The following is a 16495-nucleotide window of genomic DNA, read 5'->3' as shown; positions in this document are numbered from 1 at the left end:
CAACTAATGAAAGCACTTTGTAATTTCATATTCAGCGGATTGCTCTTAATTTTTTTTCTGCTAATTACATGCAAAGATAGTAAAGAAAGTTTAGAGCTTAAAAAGAAAGAATCTGTTGCGAATGCCATAAATTCTACCTATCAATTAGGAGGCAATGGTCTCGCTTTTCTTGTTGATAGAGAAACTGCGATAAGACTAAGGGATGAATGTCTTTCTGGCGGCGTTCCAAAATCAAACAGCAAATCATGTATAGAATATATGAATTATTGGGGCGAGACTTGCTTTGATTTTAGGCCAAAGGAGGGTAGAGCTATAGCAAAGTTTTATAAGCACCCTGAAATATATAAGATAGAAGTTACGATTATCAATGAACTAGAATATACTTTAATATTTAAGGGAAAAAAGGCCAGTCTGAGTTTGAACCTTTTAGGTGATTTCCCTGTAAAAAAGGGTTCTGGAAATGAATTTTATGCAGACCCTATTTTGACAATTCCAAACGATTCCCGGTCTTCTGGATCCATTGGCAGGATGGATTTGATTTACGGAGGAGAAGGGATTCGTAATATTCGTCATGCTCGTTTCAATACATTGGAAGAGTGCGAAGCCCAAAACTTAGCAGATGAAGAAAAGAATAAGCAGATTCAGAGAGATTCCGAAGAGCAGATAAGAATATTAGATAAAGAGGGGGTTAAAGTAGGTGAGCCTCGCAAAAACTAAAATAGTCAGATAGGGTCAATATGACGCACTTGTTGTATGTGGTTTCTGGAATGGACTCGGTTCCAGTTTGGATGGACGGTCTTTTAGGGGATTTCCTTTAGAAAACCTTCAAGCTCGGAATCAGTGATATTTTCCTTTTCTGCTTTATCATAAATAGAAAGTAGAAAGACGGTTTTAGCAATGAAGACTACGCAAGAGATGACTCTTCCGCCGCCGGATTTTCCTTTTCCTTTGGAAGAGATAGGAATTCGGATCTTATAACAGTTTTGGCCGAGATTTTTGCCTTGAGTGGGGTTTTCTTCGATATCCCAGCCTAGGTCCTCAATCTCCTTTTTAAGAGAAGGGTATTTCTTTACGAGACGTTTGAACTCCCTTTCGAAATTAGGAGTGGTTTCGACTTTATAATTCATTTAAGAATTGAGTTAGGGATTTAGATTCGAGTTTGCCTGCGAGGATGAGCTGAGCTTCTTTATAACCTTCCGCGATACCGGCGAGGATTTCCTCTTTAGTGGGTTCTTGTTCTTGAATGAGGTTTTTTTGAATGAGGGCTTCTTGAATGAGAGCTTCTTCAACGAGTTGGCGTAGGTCGGTGAGTTGCCTTAATATTTCTTTGAGTTCTGCGGAGGGAACGACCACGTAGCCCCCTTTTGGGGAGAGATCTTTTAAAGCAACGGCCCTCATTCCTTTCGAGGGAAGAGCGGTTCCTTTTTTTCCTTTGGTATTTTTGGGAGTCTTGGTCCGGGAAGTTGTGGTCTTCATGTTTGTTCTTTAGCGGTTTTGGCGGGCGCTAGCCTATTAGATATTAGAAGATAGAATTCGGAACTTTACCTTCCCACCATTTGTTTCATTTTCCGTTTCATTAGAAAAGCGTCGAGGAAATCGGTAACTTTTTCTTTGTCTTCAGTGGATAGTTTTTCGACTTCGCTGAAAAGGTTTAAAAGATCCCTGTCTCCAATCTGAACTTTTGCCTGGTCTTCGGTGGTATTTCCAAGAAGGAAATCTCCGGAGACACTCAAGACGTCGGCGAGTTTGCGAATTTTATCCGCAGTGGGTTGGGAATCTCCGCGTTCATATCTTCCGATGTGGTTTTTATGAAGCCCTACTAGTGCGGCAAGTTCCTCTTGAGAGAATCCTTTTTGAATCCGGAGTTCCTTGAGGCGCTCTGGAAAGCCTGCATTTTGGGGTTTTGGGGAAACCTTTTTCATTTCTAAGTGAAACATATACGTTATCAAAAGGTGAGTGTCTACCAATAAGTGACACTTTTTGTGTTGGATCAGGTTCCCTAAATGGTTGACCATTTCTACCATCTATGGTATTCTCAGTAACATATATGGTGTCGGAGAAGAAAGTGCCTATAGCGAAAAAAAATCCCACCCTTGAAGAACTGAAACGGTCCGTGGACCTCGTGGCCTTGGTTCGGGGCTACGGAGTGGACTTAAAGTCGTATGGAAAGAACTGGGTGGGGAGATGCCCCTTCCACGAGGACAAGACTCCCTCGTTTGTAGTGACCCCTTCCAAGAACCTGTGGCATTGTATGGGAGCTTGTAGAATGGGGGGTAGCGCGATCGACTTCGTGATGAAGAAGGAAGGAATTTCAGTGAAAGAAGCGATTATGAAGCTGCGGAAACTGCAAATTGCGGAACCTACTTCTCAAACTTCTATAAATACGATTGTCCCAAGGAAAGAAGAAATACCTCGCAAAAGATACGAGGAATTCACGAAAGAAGAGCAAGGTCTCATCGAATCGGTATTCGGGTATTACCAAGAGACATTTTTTAAAAGCAAGGAAGCGAAGGAGTATTTAAGGTCCCGAGGGATCTATGATAAGGAGATCCTTCGGAAGTTCCGAGTGGGCTTGGGTGACGGAAGTCTTGTGGAAAGATTCCTTCCAAGCTGGCATGTCCAGGAGGGCAAGGATGCGAGAAGGACCCTTATCGAGTTCGGCCTTGCGGCAGAGAAGGTTGGTTCCGAACATTTTAAAAACTACCTCGTATTCCCGCTTTTGGATGAGAATGGAAATCTTGCAGGTGCGTATGGGAGACACTTGGAAGTGAAAAAGCCTATGGGTCGTTTCCGCCACCGGTATATGAAAGGCCCTCATGCCGGGTTATGGAACAGAGAAGCATTCGGGGAGAAGAGCCTTGTTCTTTGCGAGTCGGTGATCGATGCACTTACATTCTATGTGAACGGGATCCGGAACGTGACTTGTAGTTTTGGGGTGGAGGGGTATACGGAAGAACTCCATGAAGAGATTCTAAAGCAAAATCCGAAACGTGTCAGCATAGCTTATGATAACGATCCTGCGGGCAACGAAGCGTCGGAGAAGCTAGCGGCCCGACTTTTAAAAGAAGGGATTCCATGCTACCGGGTAAAATTCCCGATGGAAATGGATGTGAACGAGTACGCGTTAAAAGTGGCAAAACCAGGAGAGATGCTTAATGCACTGGTATTAGATGCGGTGAAGATCAGAGTGGAAGAGTCTTTTGTTGAAACCGAGGAAGACCTTTCTTCTTTAGAGGAAGAGACAGAGCTAAAAGAAGAAACCCCGCAGGGTCTTGAGAATTCCAAGGGCTTTGTCGTGACAAGGGGTTACGAAGAGATCGTATTTCGCAAAGGGGAAAGAGAGTATAGGGTTCGTTCCCTTTTTAAGAACCAAGGTATGGATATAATGAAGGTGAACTTGCGCCTCTTAGTAGGTGAAAACTATCATATTGAGACCTTGGATTTGATGAACGAGAGGGCAAGGAAGGGCTTTATCCAAGGTGCCGGTGATGCGACGGGGATCTTGGAAGAGACGATCCGAAGCGATTTAAAAGAGGTGTTCCGGGAATCGGAAGAGATGCTATGGGAACACCTGGAGAAGATCCGTAAGCCTGCAAAAGAAGAGATCCAGTTAACTCCTAAGGAGATGGAGGAAGCGACCCGGTATCTCAAGGATTCGGAACTGGTTTCTAGGATTTTGGAGGATTTCGAGAAATGCGGGCTTGTAGGGGAAAGGACGAATTCACTCTTAGGGTATCTGTCTACGATCACAAGAAGGACGGAGAATCCTTTAGCAGTGATTATACAAAGCTCCTCCTCAGCGGGAAAGTCGACTCTTATGGACTCAATCTTAGATTTCGTGCCGGAAGAAGAGAAAGAGAAATACTCAGCAATGACAGGCCAGTCCCTTTTTTATATGGGGGCGAAGGACTTAAAATACAAGGTGCTTGCGATTTCGGAAGAGGAAGGAGTAGAGAAAGCCAAATACGCATTGAAGATCCTGCAAAGCGAAAAGAAGATCAGTATAGCTACGACTTCTAAAGACCAGCAAACTGGCAAACTTTCTACGACGGAATATACGGTGGAAGGCCCGGTTGTATTGTTCCTTACGACGACGAGCGTGGAAATAGACGAAGAACTGCAAAACAGGGCAATCGTTTTAACGGTTAACGAGGACAGGGAGCAGACGAAGACGATTCTTATGAACCAAAGATCGGAAGAGACTTTGGAGGGGGTCTTAAGGAAAAAGACGAAGGATAGAATCGTTACACTTCACCAAAATATACAGAGACTACTCAAGCCCTTGGCGGTAGTAAATCCCTACGCAAACGAGCTTCATTTTCCGGACACAAGATTAAGGATGAGGCGGGACCAAAAGAAATACCTGACTCTAATCCGTTCGATTGCACTTCTCCACCAATTTCAAAGAGAGATCAAGAAGGCTAAGGATGCGACGGGGAAAGAGGTTCCCTATATCGAAGTGGAGAGATCGGATATATCCTTAGCAGGGATCCTATTTAACCGGATCTTCGGAAGGAATTTAGATGATCTTAGCCCTCACACAAGAAAGCTACTCTCGGAGATTGGCGCGTATGTGAAAGAACTATGCACCGAGAAAAAGCTGGACAAGTCGGAAGTCCGGCTTACAAGAAAAGAGATCCGGGAAAGAACCGGAGTAAGCGATACCAGACTTCGAATCCATTTAAAGAGATTGGAAGAACTGGAATACGTCTACGCGAGACCAGGCAAACAAGGTCTCGTAGTAGAATACGAACTTCTTTGGGAAGAGGAAAGAGGGGATGATTTCACTCTCACCTTTTTAGAGGAAGAGACTTGTGCAAAACAAGTATTCGATTGGAATACAGTCCTCCTTCCAAACCCCCGACCTTCGTCTACTTCGCCTAGCAAAGAGCCCACTTCGCCGGGGGTTCGCCTGCCCCTCGCCCCCCCTTCGCCTGGGGGTAGCCTAGGGGGAGAAAATGCAAACGGACCGGGAATTTCTGCATCAATCGGGGATTCTCTGCAAATCGATCAAAACGCTTCCGAAAACGCTAGTCTAGGAGAATAGAAAATGGGTTTTAATCCTTACGCAAGCACTGGCGGCAAGAAAAACAAGATCCCGAAGGAGCTCCGGTATCTATTGCCTTTAACGGAAGATCCGAATCCGAGTATTTTAGAGAAAAGAATATTAGAATACCTTTACTACGAAAGAGGACTTGGGTTTGTCGTGGATAAAACGATCCGGGGTCACCGGTTCTTTTTGGAGGTGTTTTTTAGATGGTGTATAGAAAGAGGGATAGAGGATCCTGAGCAGTTGAGCATGTCCCTTGTGGACAGATACCAAAGGTATGTATCCCAATATAAGAACCAAGTAACGAAAAGACTTATTATACCGCAGACCCAAGCGCATTTTCTAAACACGGTAAGGGCCTTTTACCTGTGGATGGAGAGACGGGAATTGATCGTAAAGAATCCCTGCCTGGAAATGAGGCTTCCCCGCAATATAAAAAGGATTCCTCGGAATGTATTGAAGGTGGAAGAAGCGGAGAAGATTTTGTCTGTTCCCGATTTGAACTCTCCTTTGGGACTTCGGGATCGTGCGATTCTGGAGTTATTCTATTCTACTGGTATGAGAAGATTCGAACTCCAAAAATTGAAAATTCAGAATATAGACTTCGTGAATGGAACGGTATTTATAGAAGAGGGAAAGAGAAAGCAGGACAGACTGATTCCGGTTTCAGAAAGAGCTTTGGAGTGGATTCGCAAGTATTTAGAGGATGTTCGGATCCGGTATGTGAAGGAGCCGGACGATGGGACTTTGTTTTTATCCAGATTTGGGAAACCGATAGATTTAGAATGGATTGGGTGGATGGTAACAGGCTCCCGTAATAAATCAGGTGTAGAGAAGAAAGGTTCGACTCACATGTTCCGGCACACTACTGCGACTTTGATGCTTGAGAACGGAGCGGACATTCGTTTCGTCCAAGAGATGCTTGGACACCGTCAGTTAAGTTCCACCCAAATCTATACTCACGTAGCGATCCGTAAACTGAAAGAGGTCTACGAGAAGACCCACCCTGCGGAAATCAAGGTGGAGAAATCGGAATTGGAACTGGGAGAGGAAGGAAAAAAGACCTCTGACTCAAGCTAAATAGATTCTCTCTTTAGTAGGTAGAAGTACATTCAAAAAACGAACCAAGTAAACAATCACGACGCCGGAGGCTTACCTTGTGTATATAATCGCAGTCGCATCTTTAAAAGGAGGGGTAGGTAAGACTACACACTCTACGAATTTATCGGTCCATCTTTCTATGAAAGGAAAACGAGTCCTTGCGGTGGACTTGGATTTGAACAATAACCTAACGGATTTTTTCTTGAGGAGTTTGGATAGAAACTATCTGGAGGAAAGAAACGTACTTTCGGTAATCCTAGGAGAAAAGGAAATCGAAGATTGTGTCCATAAAACGGGGTTTTCAGGCTTGGAAGTATTGCCTGCGACTATTTCCTTGGGAGCAAAGACGAAGAATCTGGAAACGGACTTTCTTCTTTCTACTTTGGGGAGTTCCCTGAAACGATTGGATTACGACTATATAGTCTTAGATACACCGGGACATTTATCCGTAGAGTTGCAATTTGCGGTTACGATTTCCGATCTGATCCTTTCTCCTGTTTGCCCGAAACGTTGGGTGTTCCAAGGAATGAAGGATTTAAAAGACGTGGAAGAGGGTTTCGAGAAAGAGTCCCTTCGGATCGTTGCGGTCCCTTCTATGGTTGGTAAAGGAAAACAGGAAGAAGAGAGACTTTTTAACTTAAAAAAGAAATATCCCGTGACTCGAACTTCTATCGGAAAACTGAGAGCGATTGAAAAAGCATCGGAAGAAGGAAAGGCCCTAAAGGTCGGAAGTAAAGGATACCTTTGGTTTGAATCACTTGCAGACGAAATCCTTCAAATCCAAAAGCGGAGTGTTACTTCTAAACAAAGGATGTTCGTATGAGAAGCGAGGAAGAGAAAGCTAAAGAATGGATGGAGACTCAAGAGAGGACACCTCGTCCCGGAGCTTCTCTATCTAGGCCCTATATTCCTAAGGGAGTTGCATTGAATCCGATCGTAAAGATGGTTCCGCCAGAGAGTTTGAAACCGAACCCTCGGAACGATTTCGACCCTTTGAGTCCGGAAGAATACGAGAACTTAAAAGAGGACATCGCTATAAACGGAATCCTGGATGCGCTCACTGCCAAGAAAGGCGGAACTATTGTCACGGGAGAGAACCGCTACCGAATCGCTTTGGAATTGAAAGAGCATGAAAACGAAGAGGTAAGAAGGCGAGTCCAGAACATTCCTGTACGTTTCTACATGAATGATTTAACGGAGGAAGAGGAATACGACATCCTGGAAGGGGACAATCTATTCCGCCGACACTTGACCCCGGAGCAAAAGAAAGAACGACTAAAGAAGAGAATCCTCCGTAAATACAAGGACGAGCTTGTATTAGATAACCGAGGAGGGGATCGTAAGAGTGAAATACCAAAGGATGAGGTGGATTTATTTTCCGAAACGAAAGGATCTGGAGATGAGGATGAGGCTTTGGCCGAAGATCCAAACCAAGGATCAAACCTTCAGGGTGAAGTTTTGATCCTTGAAAAGAAAAATATCGCAAAGAAGATTTCGGAAAATGAGAATATACCTCTCGGAACTGCGACTCGATATGTTTCCGAAATCCGTAAAGAGCTTCACTCTAAAGATCCTAAACCGGCAAAGCAAAAGACGACAAAAGAAACTCATTCTAATAAGGACAAAGTAAAGGAATTTCAGAAGAAGTTTTCTAGGCTAACCGCTACGGGCAAGAAGACGGAGGTCAATCGACTTGTAGGAAAACTAATCGGAGTTCGGAAAAAAATATCCGAATTGAATGCTCAAATTTCTGCTCTTCAAAGTCAAGAGAGCGAAGCTATAGAGAAACTTGTGTCTGTCGGAGAGAAGAAGAGGGTCCAGGGGTTGCACGTATGAAGCGGAAAAAAACTCCCGGTCTTACGAAAGAAGAAATTGAGATGACTCAAAGAATAGAGGAATTCCGAAAGCGTCACGAAAGAATGAGTGCTCGCGGACAACTAAAACGGGCAAAGGAATTATTCGAAAGATTGGCTTCTTATAATGAGAAATTCGAAAGGCTGTATACCCGGATGCAAAAACTCGGGCAAGAAGTAAGCGAGATCGAACGGAAGATCCGGGTCATAGGACTTGGGGAGATACTCGAAAAGTTGAAAGGAAAACAGACGTAAAAATACTGTTGTTTTTGAAGAAAATGATTTGAGAATATGAAAGTAAAAGAGATAATCAAAATCATAGAAGATGACGGTTGGTATTTAGTGGACCAAAAAGGAAGTCATAGACAGTTTAAACACTCTTTAAAACCTGGAAGAGTCACTGTAGCTGGAAAGCCCAGTGCCGATATTCCTACAGGAACCTTGAAGAGTATTTTAAAACAATCCGGTCTAAAGTAAAAGAATATGGAATACCCAGTAATTATAGAAAAAAGTCCTACAGGTTACGGAGCCTATGTTCCAGACCTTCCCGGATGTGTTGCCGTAGGCGGAACAGAGGAAGAGGTCACCCAATTCATCAAGGAAGCCATTGAATTCCACCTGGATGGAATGAGAAAAGACGGGGAACCTATCCCGGAGCCTTCTCGGGTTACCTTGGTGTCCGTTTAAACTTAAACTTCTCTCACCATGCTTTCCTAAACCAGCACCGTTAGAATCTTACCCCTCTTTAGCTGGGAATTCACACCGCTTTCCTATATCGCTTGAGATTGGATTTCTAAGGGAGGACATCCTTTGAGAAACCTTTTTGCACCCCCAACCCAGTAATACGGGGGTGCTAATTACAAACCGACTTTGTTAAAAATATGGAAGTGTGTTAAATATGGATTCTCAAGCAGGTCACAATCAGGATCCAAAAGACGAAGCCCTTGGATAAAATCAGCTTTAAGAAGGAATAACTCCTTTGGAAAGTCCAAGAGACTCCCAGACTAACTTCAAGAGGGGGTTTGCATTGGTGCCGATAAATAGGCAAATAAGTCCTTTTTAGCCCCGAATTTTTGTACAAATTAGTATATTTTAGTAAAAGAGGTTCCTAGGTGCATTGGGGAAATTCCCCAATGGAAAAGAAAGCGCGAGGATTTGGTTTTAGCCTCTGTAGTAAAAAGCTCGGGAAGTATATCGCTTTTGGGATACGATCGTATGTACGACGAAGCGTCATCGCGGCGTTTTACAGTTCAAAGTCTTAGAATCAAATGTAACACGATGTTACATTTGATTCTAAGAAGAAACGGGAGATTTTTCCAAATAAAACCTCATTTAGTGTCCTTTCCTCTCTTTCACGAAAAACGTGTCTAGGGGATTTTTTTCTGAGCTAAAGGTTCTCTTAGGCGAATTTCACAAGGAATCGGCAAACGCTCTGGAAGAATCTCAACTTCACGAAAAATTTGCACACGACACCTGTTTTGTAGCGGAAACAGGAGTTTGGACTCCTAAAGGCAGAAGGTCAATCCAATCCTTGAAAGTAGGGGAAGAGGTCTATTCTCTTAACGAAGAGACAGGGGAAATAGAGATCCAGAAGATCACGGAGACCTTTGTCCATGACGTAATGAGTATCCACAAGTTAAAGTATGAAAACGAAGGAAATTTGGGAGCTACTTGGAACCACCCATTTGGAGTGATAAACGCAGGATCCAGAACAAAAGATTCCGGAGTTTCAGGGGATCTGTGGGTGAAGGTGGAAGACCTGCGAGCAGGTGACAGAAGCATTACGAGAAGAAGCCTCCGGAATGCGAAGTTAAAGAGAAGACTTGCAAATATCCCGATTATTGCTGCATCCATCGGAGACAGGTCTTGGGTGAATGAGGACCTCCGTTCCAACTGGAAAAAGGAAGTAGAAGGGACACTGGAAATCAAAAGAATAGAAGAAATCCGTAAACCTGTGAAAGTGTATAACTTGGAAGTAGAGAAGAACCACAGTTATTTTGTATTCGTCGGAGACGAGCCTGCAGTTGTTCACAATTATAACGAGGCTATCCAAAGGATTTTAGATGGAATCGGAATCGTTTCGGAAGATGGTACGAAGCTGTTTGGGGGTATTGTGGAAGGCCCGAACAGCACGAAGAAGGTTGCGAGTGTAGATGATCGGATCCGAGCATTAAAAGGAGCCAAAGAATTCGATTACGGAGGCTCTAAATGGAAGAATATAGAAACAGGTGAGAAGGAAGTAGTTCATTTCCAATCGGAACGAAACGTATATGGACTGAAAGAAGATCTCTATTTCCGTAAGAAGAATGGAGAAATTATTATTGAGCAAGTCCAGCACGTAAATGGGAAAGAATTAAAGACGGTCGGGAACAATCTTGATGTACTCAAACAAACAGTTGTCGGAGTGGGTTACAAGACGACGGAAGAATATTTGAACCATTTGACGAATGTGCTTGAAGAGCGAGCAGGAAAAGGAACTAAATACGACGACGGCCGACCTGTAGCTAAATTGAGCAAGGATCCGATAACTGGGCGTCCGATCTTGAGAGAGACACCAAATGGCCTACATACGGCTGCTGTGGAAATCACCGTAAAAGGAGAAAAGCTCCAGGGTAGAACTTTAGTGGAAGAAGTGGGACGGACTCAGAGAGAGGCACAAAGCCAGTATCCGGGAGAAAGAGGCTTGGTGAGAAGCTACGATAAGAGTAATCCTTTAGAATATAAAGCCTGGGATTGGAAAAATGATAAGTATGGAGATGGAATTGGCGGAGATTTGAGAGATAGCCATATTTGCCAGTCGACAGTGATTGCAGAAGATATTCATAATAATAACCGAACAACTGGGGAAGTTGCTAAAATCATTGCTGACTATGCAGCTGCGAGAGGAAAAAGACCATCGGAGTTATTATATTTCGAAATTTCGGAAGCAGTAGGAGATCTAGGGCTGACGATACGCAAACAGGATTACATTGAATTTAATCCGAAAAAAAGCCGTAGTTCATTTAATGATAAGTTATTTGATTTCGTGAAGGAACAGTTAGATCAAGGCAAATCTATTGTTACTGGTGGTAGATACGGAGATAGTATAGATCACGTTGCCAAAATAGTTGCTTTCGTAGAAAGTCCAAATGGACAAAGAGGATTTTTGGTAAACGATTCTTATGGAGATGCATATAAAGGTTATGCTCGAAATGGAAAGAACGGTTCTCAGGATGGACGGATGGTATTCTATCCTTTGGATGATCCCATGATTGCAAAATTCAAATATGCATACTCCGTTACAGAAAACAATGGAACAAATACACCCTCTAATCCTCAGGGGCCGAGAAGACGTAGTTCTTCAGGTTTATGGAATAGATTTACAAACTTCTTTAAATTTTGGAAATAGAATAAAATGAGAAACTCGAAAGTAAAAATACTAGTCCTGCTAATTCTTTTGTTGCAAACGGTTGGAATTTGGGCCCAAGAAGAGCCTCGTCCTGGAGCAGATTGTATCACCGGAAAAGATAATGTTTCTTTAAAAGTTCTAAAGACGATGAAGGACGATGACGTTTTGAAGCAAGAGTTTGTCGGACCGGCAGATATGGATACTGGCGGCTGGTGGTGGTCCCTTGGATGGGCGACTTCTCACCTTCGCCCTAAAGGACAAGAACTTGCAAATTTTATGAAATCTAAGCCCAAGGAGTCAAATAAAAAGGCTATTAGAGATTGGACCAAAAAATCCTGCGATAATATTGCTTATTATGCTCAATATTATGGATTAAAGGAAAGAAAGGCATATTGTACCAATGTAAATCGAGGTATAGGCGAAATAATTCTTTCATATATCTATATACATGAAGATAAAAATAAAATGAATTCCTTTTATCTTCTGCCTGGAAGGCAAAATATGAAAAAAGAATTTTATGAACACGGTCGTCCGAGAGAAATTACAGTTTATTATTTAATACCTGAAAATTCAGGAATGATTCAAAATGGTGCAGTTGTTTTTCAAAATCCTTGGTTATATCAGAAGCAGAAGATAATACTGAAGGATACTTTAAGCTACCAGAAAATTGAGATTCCAAATTTTGAAAATATTTATGAGGACACTCCATTTTCAGATTGCTGTAGTAAGAGAATCATGGTGGCGATCGAAATCAATAGCGTGTATGATGGCACTAAGGAGAAAGACATTACCTGTATAACAGATATACGAAGCGGAGGAGAAGATGAAAAGGTCTACCAGTATGTCCCGAAATAGGAAAAGGAAAACGAAACCCGGCTTCTGCCGGGTTTCTTCGTAAAAGGGGTAAAGAGTAAGCCCGAACGAGAAGATTATGAGAATATTAGAATTCACAACTCTGCTAATTCTAACTGCGATGAGCTTTGAAGCCAACGCTAGGATTCTCACGCTCAACACCGCGAAGGATCGAGCCGGGGTCAAGTTATTGGGGGGTAGGGAATTGTGGAATTTGAAAAGAGCGCAATAACTTGACCGAAGGTGAGAGCCTGACCCGAGGATAGAAACATAAAGGTATTAGAATAAGCGAAAATGCGAGGGACGCGGCCAAAGGAGAAGTGGGTGGAAACGCGATCCGAGTTCAATTAACAAACGGCCAACTGATCGCAGGACTCGTGAGTACAGTCGGACAGACATGGATCGGAGACGAACTGGGAGGAACGAACGGAGCGGTCGCAGGACTGGTCAACGGAATCATTAGCACAGTGACAATGGGCTCGAACCTCCCGATGACAGGATTCGTGAGCTGGACACCTCACCAAAACAAAGACATTCTCCTCGGAGAAGACGGACAAGCAGGAGGTTGGGGAGGAGGATTCGCATTCGCAGACGAAGGAGCGAACGTAGGACTGAGCTTTACACCTGGAAGTGGAATCGACTTGAACGTGAACTACAACTTCAAGGGAGCGAATGGAGAAGGCTTAGGATTCTTGGGAGGTAGCTATAACGCGGGGAGCGGGAACACAAGTGTAAGCGGAGGAGTGGATCTGTTCGGGAAAGAAAAAGGAGACCTACACCACGGAGGATTGGTTGCAAGCGTGAGCAAGGACGGAACCTCAAGCATAGGTGGATACTACAACTACGGAGACGGGAAACTTCCTCCGAACTTACGAGGCCACGGATTCACACTGAACTATTCTACAGACGGAAGACTGAACTTCAGCGGTCAGTTTAAGGGATCTACAGTCGCATCGGTAAATTATAATACTGCAACAGGAAAATTCGAGAAGTTAGAAGGGAATATCAACTTCCAAAACGATCTGAACTTGGCATTTATCCAAGAACATGCGATCGAGAATTTTCAGAAAGGAAATAAGACAGTTGCGACGACGACTGGGAAACTTCTCGCAGAGATGGGACTCTTGTCCAAATCGGACTTGAGTGTACTCCTGAGTAGCCCTGAAGGAGTGAACAAAATCAACGACCTCTTCGAAGAGATGAAATCCAAACTGGATACGGAAGAGAAGAAGAAGCTCTTCAAACAACAACTGAAACTTGCGGGGAAAAGAATCGGGATCCGAATCGAATTCGAACCTTCTGTGACAGAGACATGGCAGAAACTAACGAACAGAGTGTTGGGGGACGTGCTGCTTGCGTTCGGTGGTGCGAATACGGGACTGAGCGCAGTGGACACTGCGGAGAACCTCTTCCGGACAAAAACCTGTTTTAGCGGTAGTCAGGAGATCTGGACGGTAAAAGGATACAGAAGGTTAAACGAATTAAAATCCGGAGATAAGGCGTACACGTTAAACGAAGAGACTGGAGAAATAGAGATCCAGGAGATCGAAGAAGTGATCACGCACGATGTAAATGTAGTACACAAAGTTCGTTATGGTAACGGAGGAATTGTGACGACAACTTGGAACCACCCGTTTGCAATTTTAAACGCAGGAGAAAGAAGTAAGAATTCGGGAGTGAGTGGAGACGTGTGGGCGAAGGCTGAGGACTTAAAAAGCGGGGATAGAAGCATTACGAAGCAAAGTATCCAGAGAGCCAGAATGAAATCGAGACTGAAAAAGACCCCTGTTTTAACGGAGAGATTGGCATACGCGTCTATTGCGCTGCATGGGAATCCGTTTAACGGCGTAGTAGAAGCGAATTGGAAAACTGAAGTAGAAGGAACGCTCGAGATAGAAGAGATCCGTGAAGTCATAGAGAAGGAGAGAGTGTATAACCTTGAGATGTCCGGAAATCACAACTATTTTATCCGGATCGGGAATGACCTTGCACTGGTCCACAACTACGACGAGACGACTCAAGCAATCCTGAAAGATCCGAATCTAACACCGAAAGAGAAAATGGAGAAACTGCTTGCCCGAGAATCGTTTACGTTTGAGGGGAAGACTTGGAATCGAGAAGAAATCACTCCTGAGAAAAAGGACGCCAAAGGCAAGATTGTACAAAGAAGAGAATTCGGATACGTCTCTGAGGAAAACCAGTATGGCAAGAAGGATACACTTACCTTCAAAGAAGTGAAGGGAAAAGTAGAAGCAGTCCAGTTGCAAGAAGGCGGGAACTTAGGGAAATATTATAAAGAGATTAAGAAATATAACGAGAAATTTAATCAAATAGATGGAAGAGAGAGAATCTATGGGAACTTACCAACTTTTGAAGAAAAGCCTCAACATTATAGAGATGAGGTTCGCATAGCGCTGAAAGATAAGGGAATAGAAGTGCCTTTAACGGAGGATGCTAATGGAAAGAAATCCTTCAAATTCTTAAAGTTGGAAGGAGACAAGATCAAGTCATCCAATACCCCGAGCCGGATGATAGAGACGGACGGAGGAGTTCTTGTGATTGCTGGACAAACACATACGCAAAGAGGTTTTTCTTACCAAGGAGAAAGTGACAGAGAAGGTTTAAAAGTACATGATGGTCCACATCCTGGACGAGCAGTTCATGACTATGAAATCTGCCAATCTGCTGCACCTGCGGAAATACTGCATGCCTTAGGTTTTAAAATGACAGAAAGTCAAATGAAAAAATTCGGGAGTTTGGAGGTGATGATTGCTCGGGATTTTGCTGACTTTGCGGCTAAATCAGGACGAAGACCGTCTGATCTCAATTATAACGAGATTACGAAGATCTTGAGTGAGAAATACGGATTCGGAAAACAGGATTCAAAAGAAGTAGGATACAATAAATCTTACGAAGCACCGAAGGCAAAATATTTTACAAACGGTCGTTTTGATGAAGAATTCCTGACTCAACTAAAAGACTACAATACAAAAGCAGCTCACGATTTCCAGGGAGAAAAATTGAAATCCTGGATTATCTCCGAGTTAAGAGCGGGACGACAGGTAGTCGTAGGCGGGAATTTTGCTGGCTTGGATCACATACTTGTAATTACTGGATACGACAAGTATGGATATATTGTGCATGATTCCTATGGGGATGCGAATAAGAAGTATACGAATACGGATGGTCGCTACAATCGTTATAAATTTAAGGATCCGCTTTTTAGATTCGGATACGGCTATTCGGTTAAGAAAAATTAGGAAAGGAATAACGTAAAGATATGAAAAAAGAAATATTCATTTTGATTTTAGTTCTTCTGGCTTCCTCTGCTGCAAATGCGCAAGAGGATACGTTTAAGGAAGATTGTTTTTCGAAGAAGAATAACCAAGAGTTAAAGCTGCTATCCCAAAAGAAATCTTTGGATCCGATCACAGGACCTCTTTATGCGAGAGATGCGAAATATCCGGCTAAAGGGATGGATTGGTCGACCTCTTATTTTGCAGAACCTTGGGTGAAGATTAGTAGAACGAGACCTAAAAACAGAGGTGAGGCCATTGAATGGGTGGAGGACACTTGCGGATTTAATGCTTACTTAGCGCAGGATTTTTACCCTCAAACTTTTTGGTGCGAAGGCGTAGATGGTTTCGGCATCGGCGAGGTAATTGCCGGAGTCATTTCGATTCAAAAGAGTCATTTTTATATTGCTCCAGGATACAATCAGGGAATTGAAAAACGAAACAGTCAACGAGAAGGTTTCCTCGCGTATTCTCGTCCTAAAGAGATTACAATTTACTATTTAGTTCCTCGTGTCGTGGATACCCCCCAAGGAGGAGGGACCCGATTTAACGACATTGTATTCTTCGATAAACAGACTTTCAAGTTGGGAGAGGCACCTGGTTGGCAGAAAATCGATATAGAGAATTACGATAAAATCAAATCTTATGTTTCTAAGTTCGATTCGAAACGGAGAGAACCTTTGATCCTTGTGGCGATTGAGATCAATTCTGTATACGAAGGGAATAACCCGAAATATAAAGATAAGACTTGTATCAGCGAAATTGGAAACGTTTTGGAGGACTCGGAATATTCTAAGCAGTATATAAAGAAATGAATTCTCGCATACAACACCGCGAAGGATCGAGCCGTGGTCAAGTTATTGGGGGTGAGGGAAATTGGTGTACAGTGATAGTATTCGGCTGACATTTCTTCAGAAAGAAATTTCCTAATTTTCTAAAATTGGTTCGTCGTTTT

Annotated in this window: 16 protein-coding genes; 13 read left to right on the top strand and 3 right to left on the bottom strand. The window is 43.1% G+C overall.

Features of this window, described 5'->3' with window-relative positions; translation table 11 throughout:
• Positions 1-6 precede the first annotated feature (6 nt).
• Positions 7-717 (top strand): lipoprotein, tandem type, encoded by a 711-nt coding sequence (locus EHO60_RS14855; protein WP_135769003.1) that lies wholly within the window; start codon positions 7-9, stop codon positions 715-717.
• A gap of 83 nt (positions 718-800) precedes the next feature.
• Here EHO60_RS14855 and EHO60_RS14850 read toward each other — a convergent pair whose 3' ends face one another.
• From EHO60_RS14850 to EHO60_RS14840, 3 genes are all read right to left on the bottom strand, one after another.
• Positions 801-1127, bottom strand: coding sequence for a type II toxin-antitoxin system RelE family toxin (locus EHO60_RS14850; protein ID WP_135769002.1), 327 nt, complete (start codon positions 1125-1127; stop codon positions 801-803).
• Entirely contained in the window at positions 1117-1398 is a 282-nt protein-coding gene (locus EHO60_RS14845) for a hypothetical protein (RefSeq protein WP_135769001.1), read from the bottom strand. Before EHO60_RS14845 ends, EHO60_RS14850 begins: the two co-directional genes overlap by 11 nt.
• Positions 1399-1541: 143 nt before the next feature.
• Positions 1542-2024 (bottom strand): helix-turn-helix domain-containing protein, encoded by a 483-nt coding sequence (locus EHO60_RS14840; protein WP_246028337.1) that lies wholly within the window; start codon positions 2022-2024, stop codon positions 1542-1544.
• Between the two features lie 23 nt (positions 2025-2047).
• On the opposite strand from EHO60_RS14840, the gene EHO60_RS14835 reads away from it, so the two are divergent.
• From EHO60_RS14835 to EHO60_RS14785, 12 genes are all read left to right on the top strand, one after another.
• Positions 2048-5047, top strand: a complete 3000-nt coding sequence (locus EHO60_RS14835) for a CHC2 zinc finger domain-containing protein (protein ID WP_135769000.1) — start codon at positions 2048-2050, stop codon at positions 5045-5047.
• Between the two features lie 3 nt (positions 5048-5050).
• Entirely contained in the window at positions 5051-6130 is a 1080-nt protein-coding gene (locus EHO60_RS14830; RefSeq protein ID WP_135768999.1) for a tyrosine-type recombinase/integrase, read from the top strand.
• Between the two features lie 79 nt (positions 6131-6209).
• Complete coding sequence (locus EHO60_RS14825) at positions 6210-6974, top strand: ParA family protein (RefSeq protein ID WP_135768998.1); 765 nt, start codon at positions 6210-6212, stop codon at positions 6972-6974.
• The gene (locus EHO60_RS14820) at positions 6971-7987 is read left to right on the top strand and encodes a ParB N-terminal domain-containing protein (protein WP_135768997.1); all 1017 of its coding nucleotides are present in this window, start codon (positions 6971-6973) and stop codon (positions 7985-7987) included. Before EHO60_RS14825 ends, EHO60_RS14820 begins: the two co-directional genes overlap by 4 nt.
• Positions 7984-8259 (top strand): hypothetical protein, encoded by a 276-nt coding sequence (locus EHO60_RS14815; RefSeq protein ID WP_135768996.1) that lies wholly within the window; start codon positions 7984-7986, stop codon positions 8257-8259. Before EHO60_RS14820 ends, EHO60_RS14815 begins: the two co-directional genes overlap by 4 nt.
• 36 nt (positions 8260-8295) lie before the next feature.
• Positions 8296-8481: a type II toxin-antitoxin system HicA family toxin gene (locus EHO60_RS14810; RefSeq protein WP_135768995.1), complete on the top strand. Its 186-nt coding sequence runs from the start codon at positions 8296-8298 to the stop codon at positions 8479-8481.
• A gap of 21 nt (positions 8482-8502) precedes the next feature.
• Positions 8503-8691 carry a type II toxin-antitoxin system HicB family antitoxin gene (locus EHO60_RS14805; protein WP_135769230.1) on the top strand — a complete coding sequence of 63 codons (189 nt, stop codon included), beginning with the start codon at positions 8503-8505 and terminating at the stop codon, positions 8689-8691.
• Between the two features lie 676 nt (positions 8692-9367).
• On the top strand, positions 9368-11392 hold the full coding sequence (locus EHO60_RS14800; protein ID WP_246028335.1) for a Hint domain-containing protein: 2025 nt from the start codon (positions 9368-9370) through the stop codon (positions 11390-11392).
• A 6-nt stretch (positions 11393-11398) separates the two neighbouring features.
• A complete protein-coding gene (locus EHO60_RS14795; protein ID WP_135768994.1) occupies positions 11399-12247 on the top strand; it encodes an NADase-type glycan-binding domain-containing protein in 849 nt (282 codons plus the stop codon).
• A gap of 76 nt (positions 12248-12323) precedes the next feature.
• Positions 12324-12476 (top strand): hypothetical protein, encoded by a 153-nt coding sequence (locus EHO60_RS17160; RefSeq protein WP_167880239.1) that lies wholly within the window; start codon positions 12324-12326, stop codon positions 12474-12476.
• Positions 12477-12564: 88 nt separating this feature from the next.
• Positions 12565-15504 carry a TIGR04388 family protein gene (locus EHO60_RS14790; protein WP_167880238.1) on the top strand — a complete coding sequence of 980 codons (2940 nt, stop codon included), beginning with the start codon at positions 12565-12567 and terminating at the stop codon, positions 15502-15504.
• Positions 15505-15524: 20 nt separating this feature from the next.
• Positions 15525-16355: an NADase-type glycan-binding domain-containing protein gene (locus tag EHO60_RS14785; protein ID WP_135768992.1), complete on the top strand. Its 831-nt coding sequence runs from the start codon at positions 15525-15527 to the stop codon at positions 16353-16355.
• Positions 16356-16495: the final 140 nt, after the last annotated feature.

The sequence above is a fragment of the Leptospira fletcheri genome (genome assembly GCF_004769195.1).
Classification (GTDB): domain Bacteria; phylum Spirochaetota; class Leptospiria; order Leptospirales; family Leptospiraceae; genus Leptospira_B; species Leptospira_B fletcheri.
Note: the sequence above shows the minus strand (reverse complement) of the source record. Positions and strands in the feature narration are given on the sequence as shown.

Excerpts from the sequence above, each read along its gene's own strand:
- EHO60_RS14855 (WP_135769003.1), top strand. The coding sequence starts at position 7 with ATGAAAGCACTTTGTAATTTCATATTCAGCGGATTGCTCTTAATTTTT.
- EHO60_RS14850 (WP_135769002.1), bottom strand. The coding sequence starts at position 1,127 with ATGAATTATAAAGTCGAAACCACTCCTAATTTCGAAAGGGAGTTCAAA.
- EHO60_RS14845 (WP_135769001.1), bottom strand. The coding sequence starts at position 1,398 with ATGAGGGCCGTTGCTTTAAAAGATCTCTCCCCAAAAGGGGGCTACGTG.
- EHO60_RS14840 (WP_246028337.1), bottom strand. The coding sequence starts at position 2,024 with ATGGTAGAAATGGTCAACCATTTAGGGAACCTGATCCAACACAAAAAG.
- EHO60_RS14835 (WP_135769000.1), top strand. The coding sequence starts at position 2,048 with ATGGTGTCGGAGAAGAAAGTGCCTATAGCGAAAAAAAATCCCACCCTT.
- EHO60_RS14830 (WP_135768999.1), top strand. The coding sequence starts at position 5,051 with ATGGGTTTTAATCCTTACGCAAGCACTGGCGGCAAGAAAAACAAGATC.
- EHO60_RS14820 (WP_135768997.1), top strand. The coding sequence starts at position 6,971 with ATGAGAAGCGAGGAAGAGAAAGCTAAAGAATGGATGGAGACTCAAGAG.
- EHO60_RS14815 (WP_135768996.1), top strand. The coding sequence starts at position 7,984 with ATGAAGCGGAAAAAAACTCCCGGTCTTACGAAAGAAGAAATTGAGATG.
- EHO60_RS14810 (WP_135768995.1), top strand. The coding sequence starts at position 8,296 with ATGAAAGTAAAAGAGATAATCAAAATCATAGAAGATGACGGTTGGTAT.
- EHO60_RS14795 (WP_135768994.1), top strand. The coding sequence starts at position 11,399 with ATGAGAAACTCGAAAGTAAAAATACTAGTCCTGCTAATTCTTTTGTTG.
- EHO60_RS17160 (WP_167880239.1), top strand. The coding sequence starts at position 12,324 with ATGAGAATATTAGAATTCACAACTCTGCTAATTCTAACTGCGATGAGC.
- EHO60_RS14785 (WP_135768992.1), top strand. The coding sequence starts at position 15,525 with ATGAAAAAAGAAATATTCATTTTGATTTTAGTTCTTCTGGCTTCCTCT.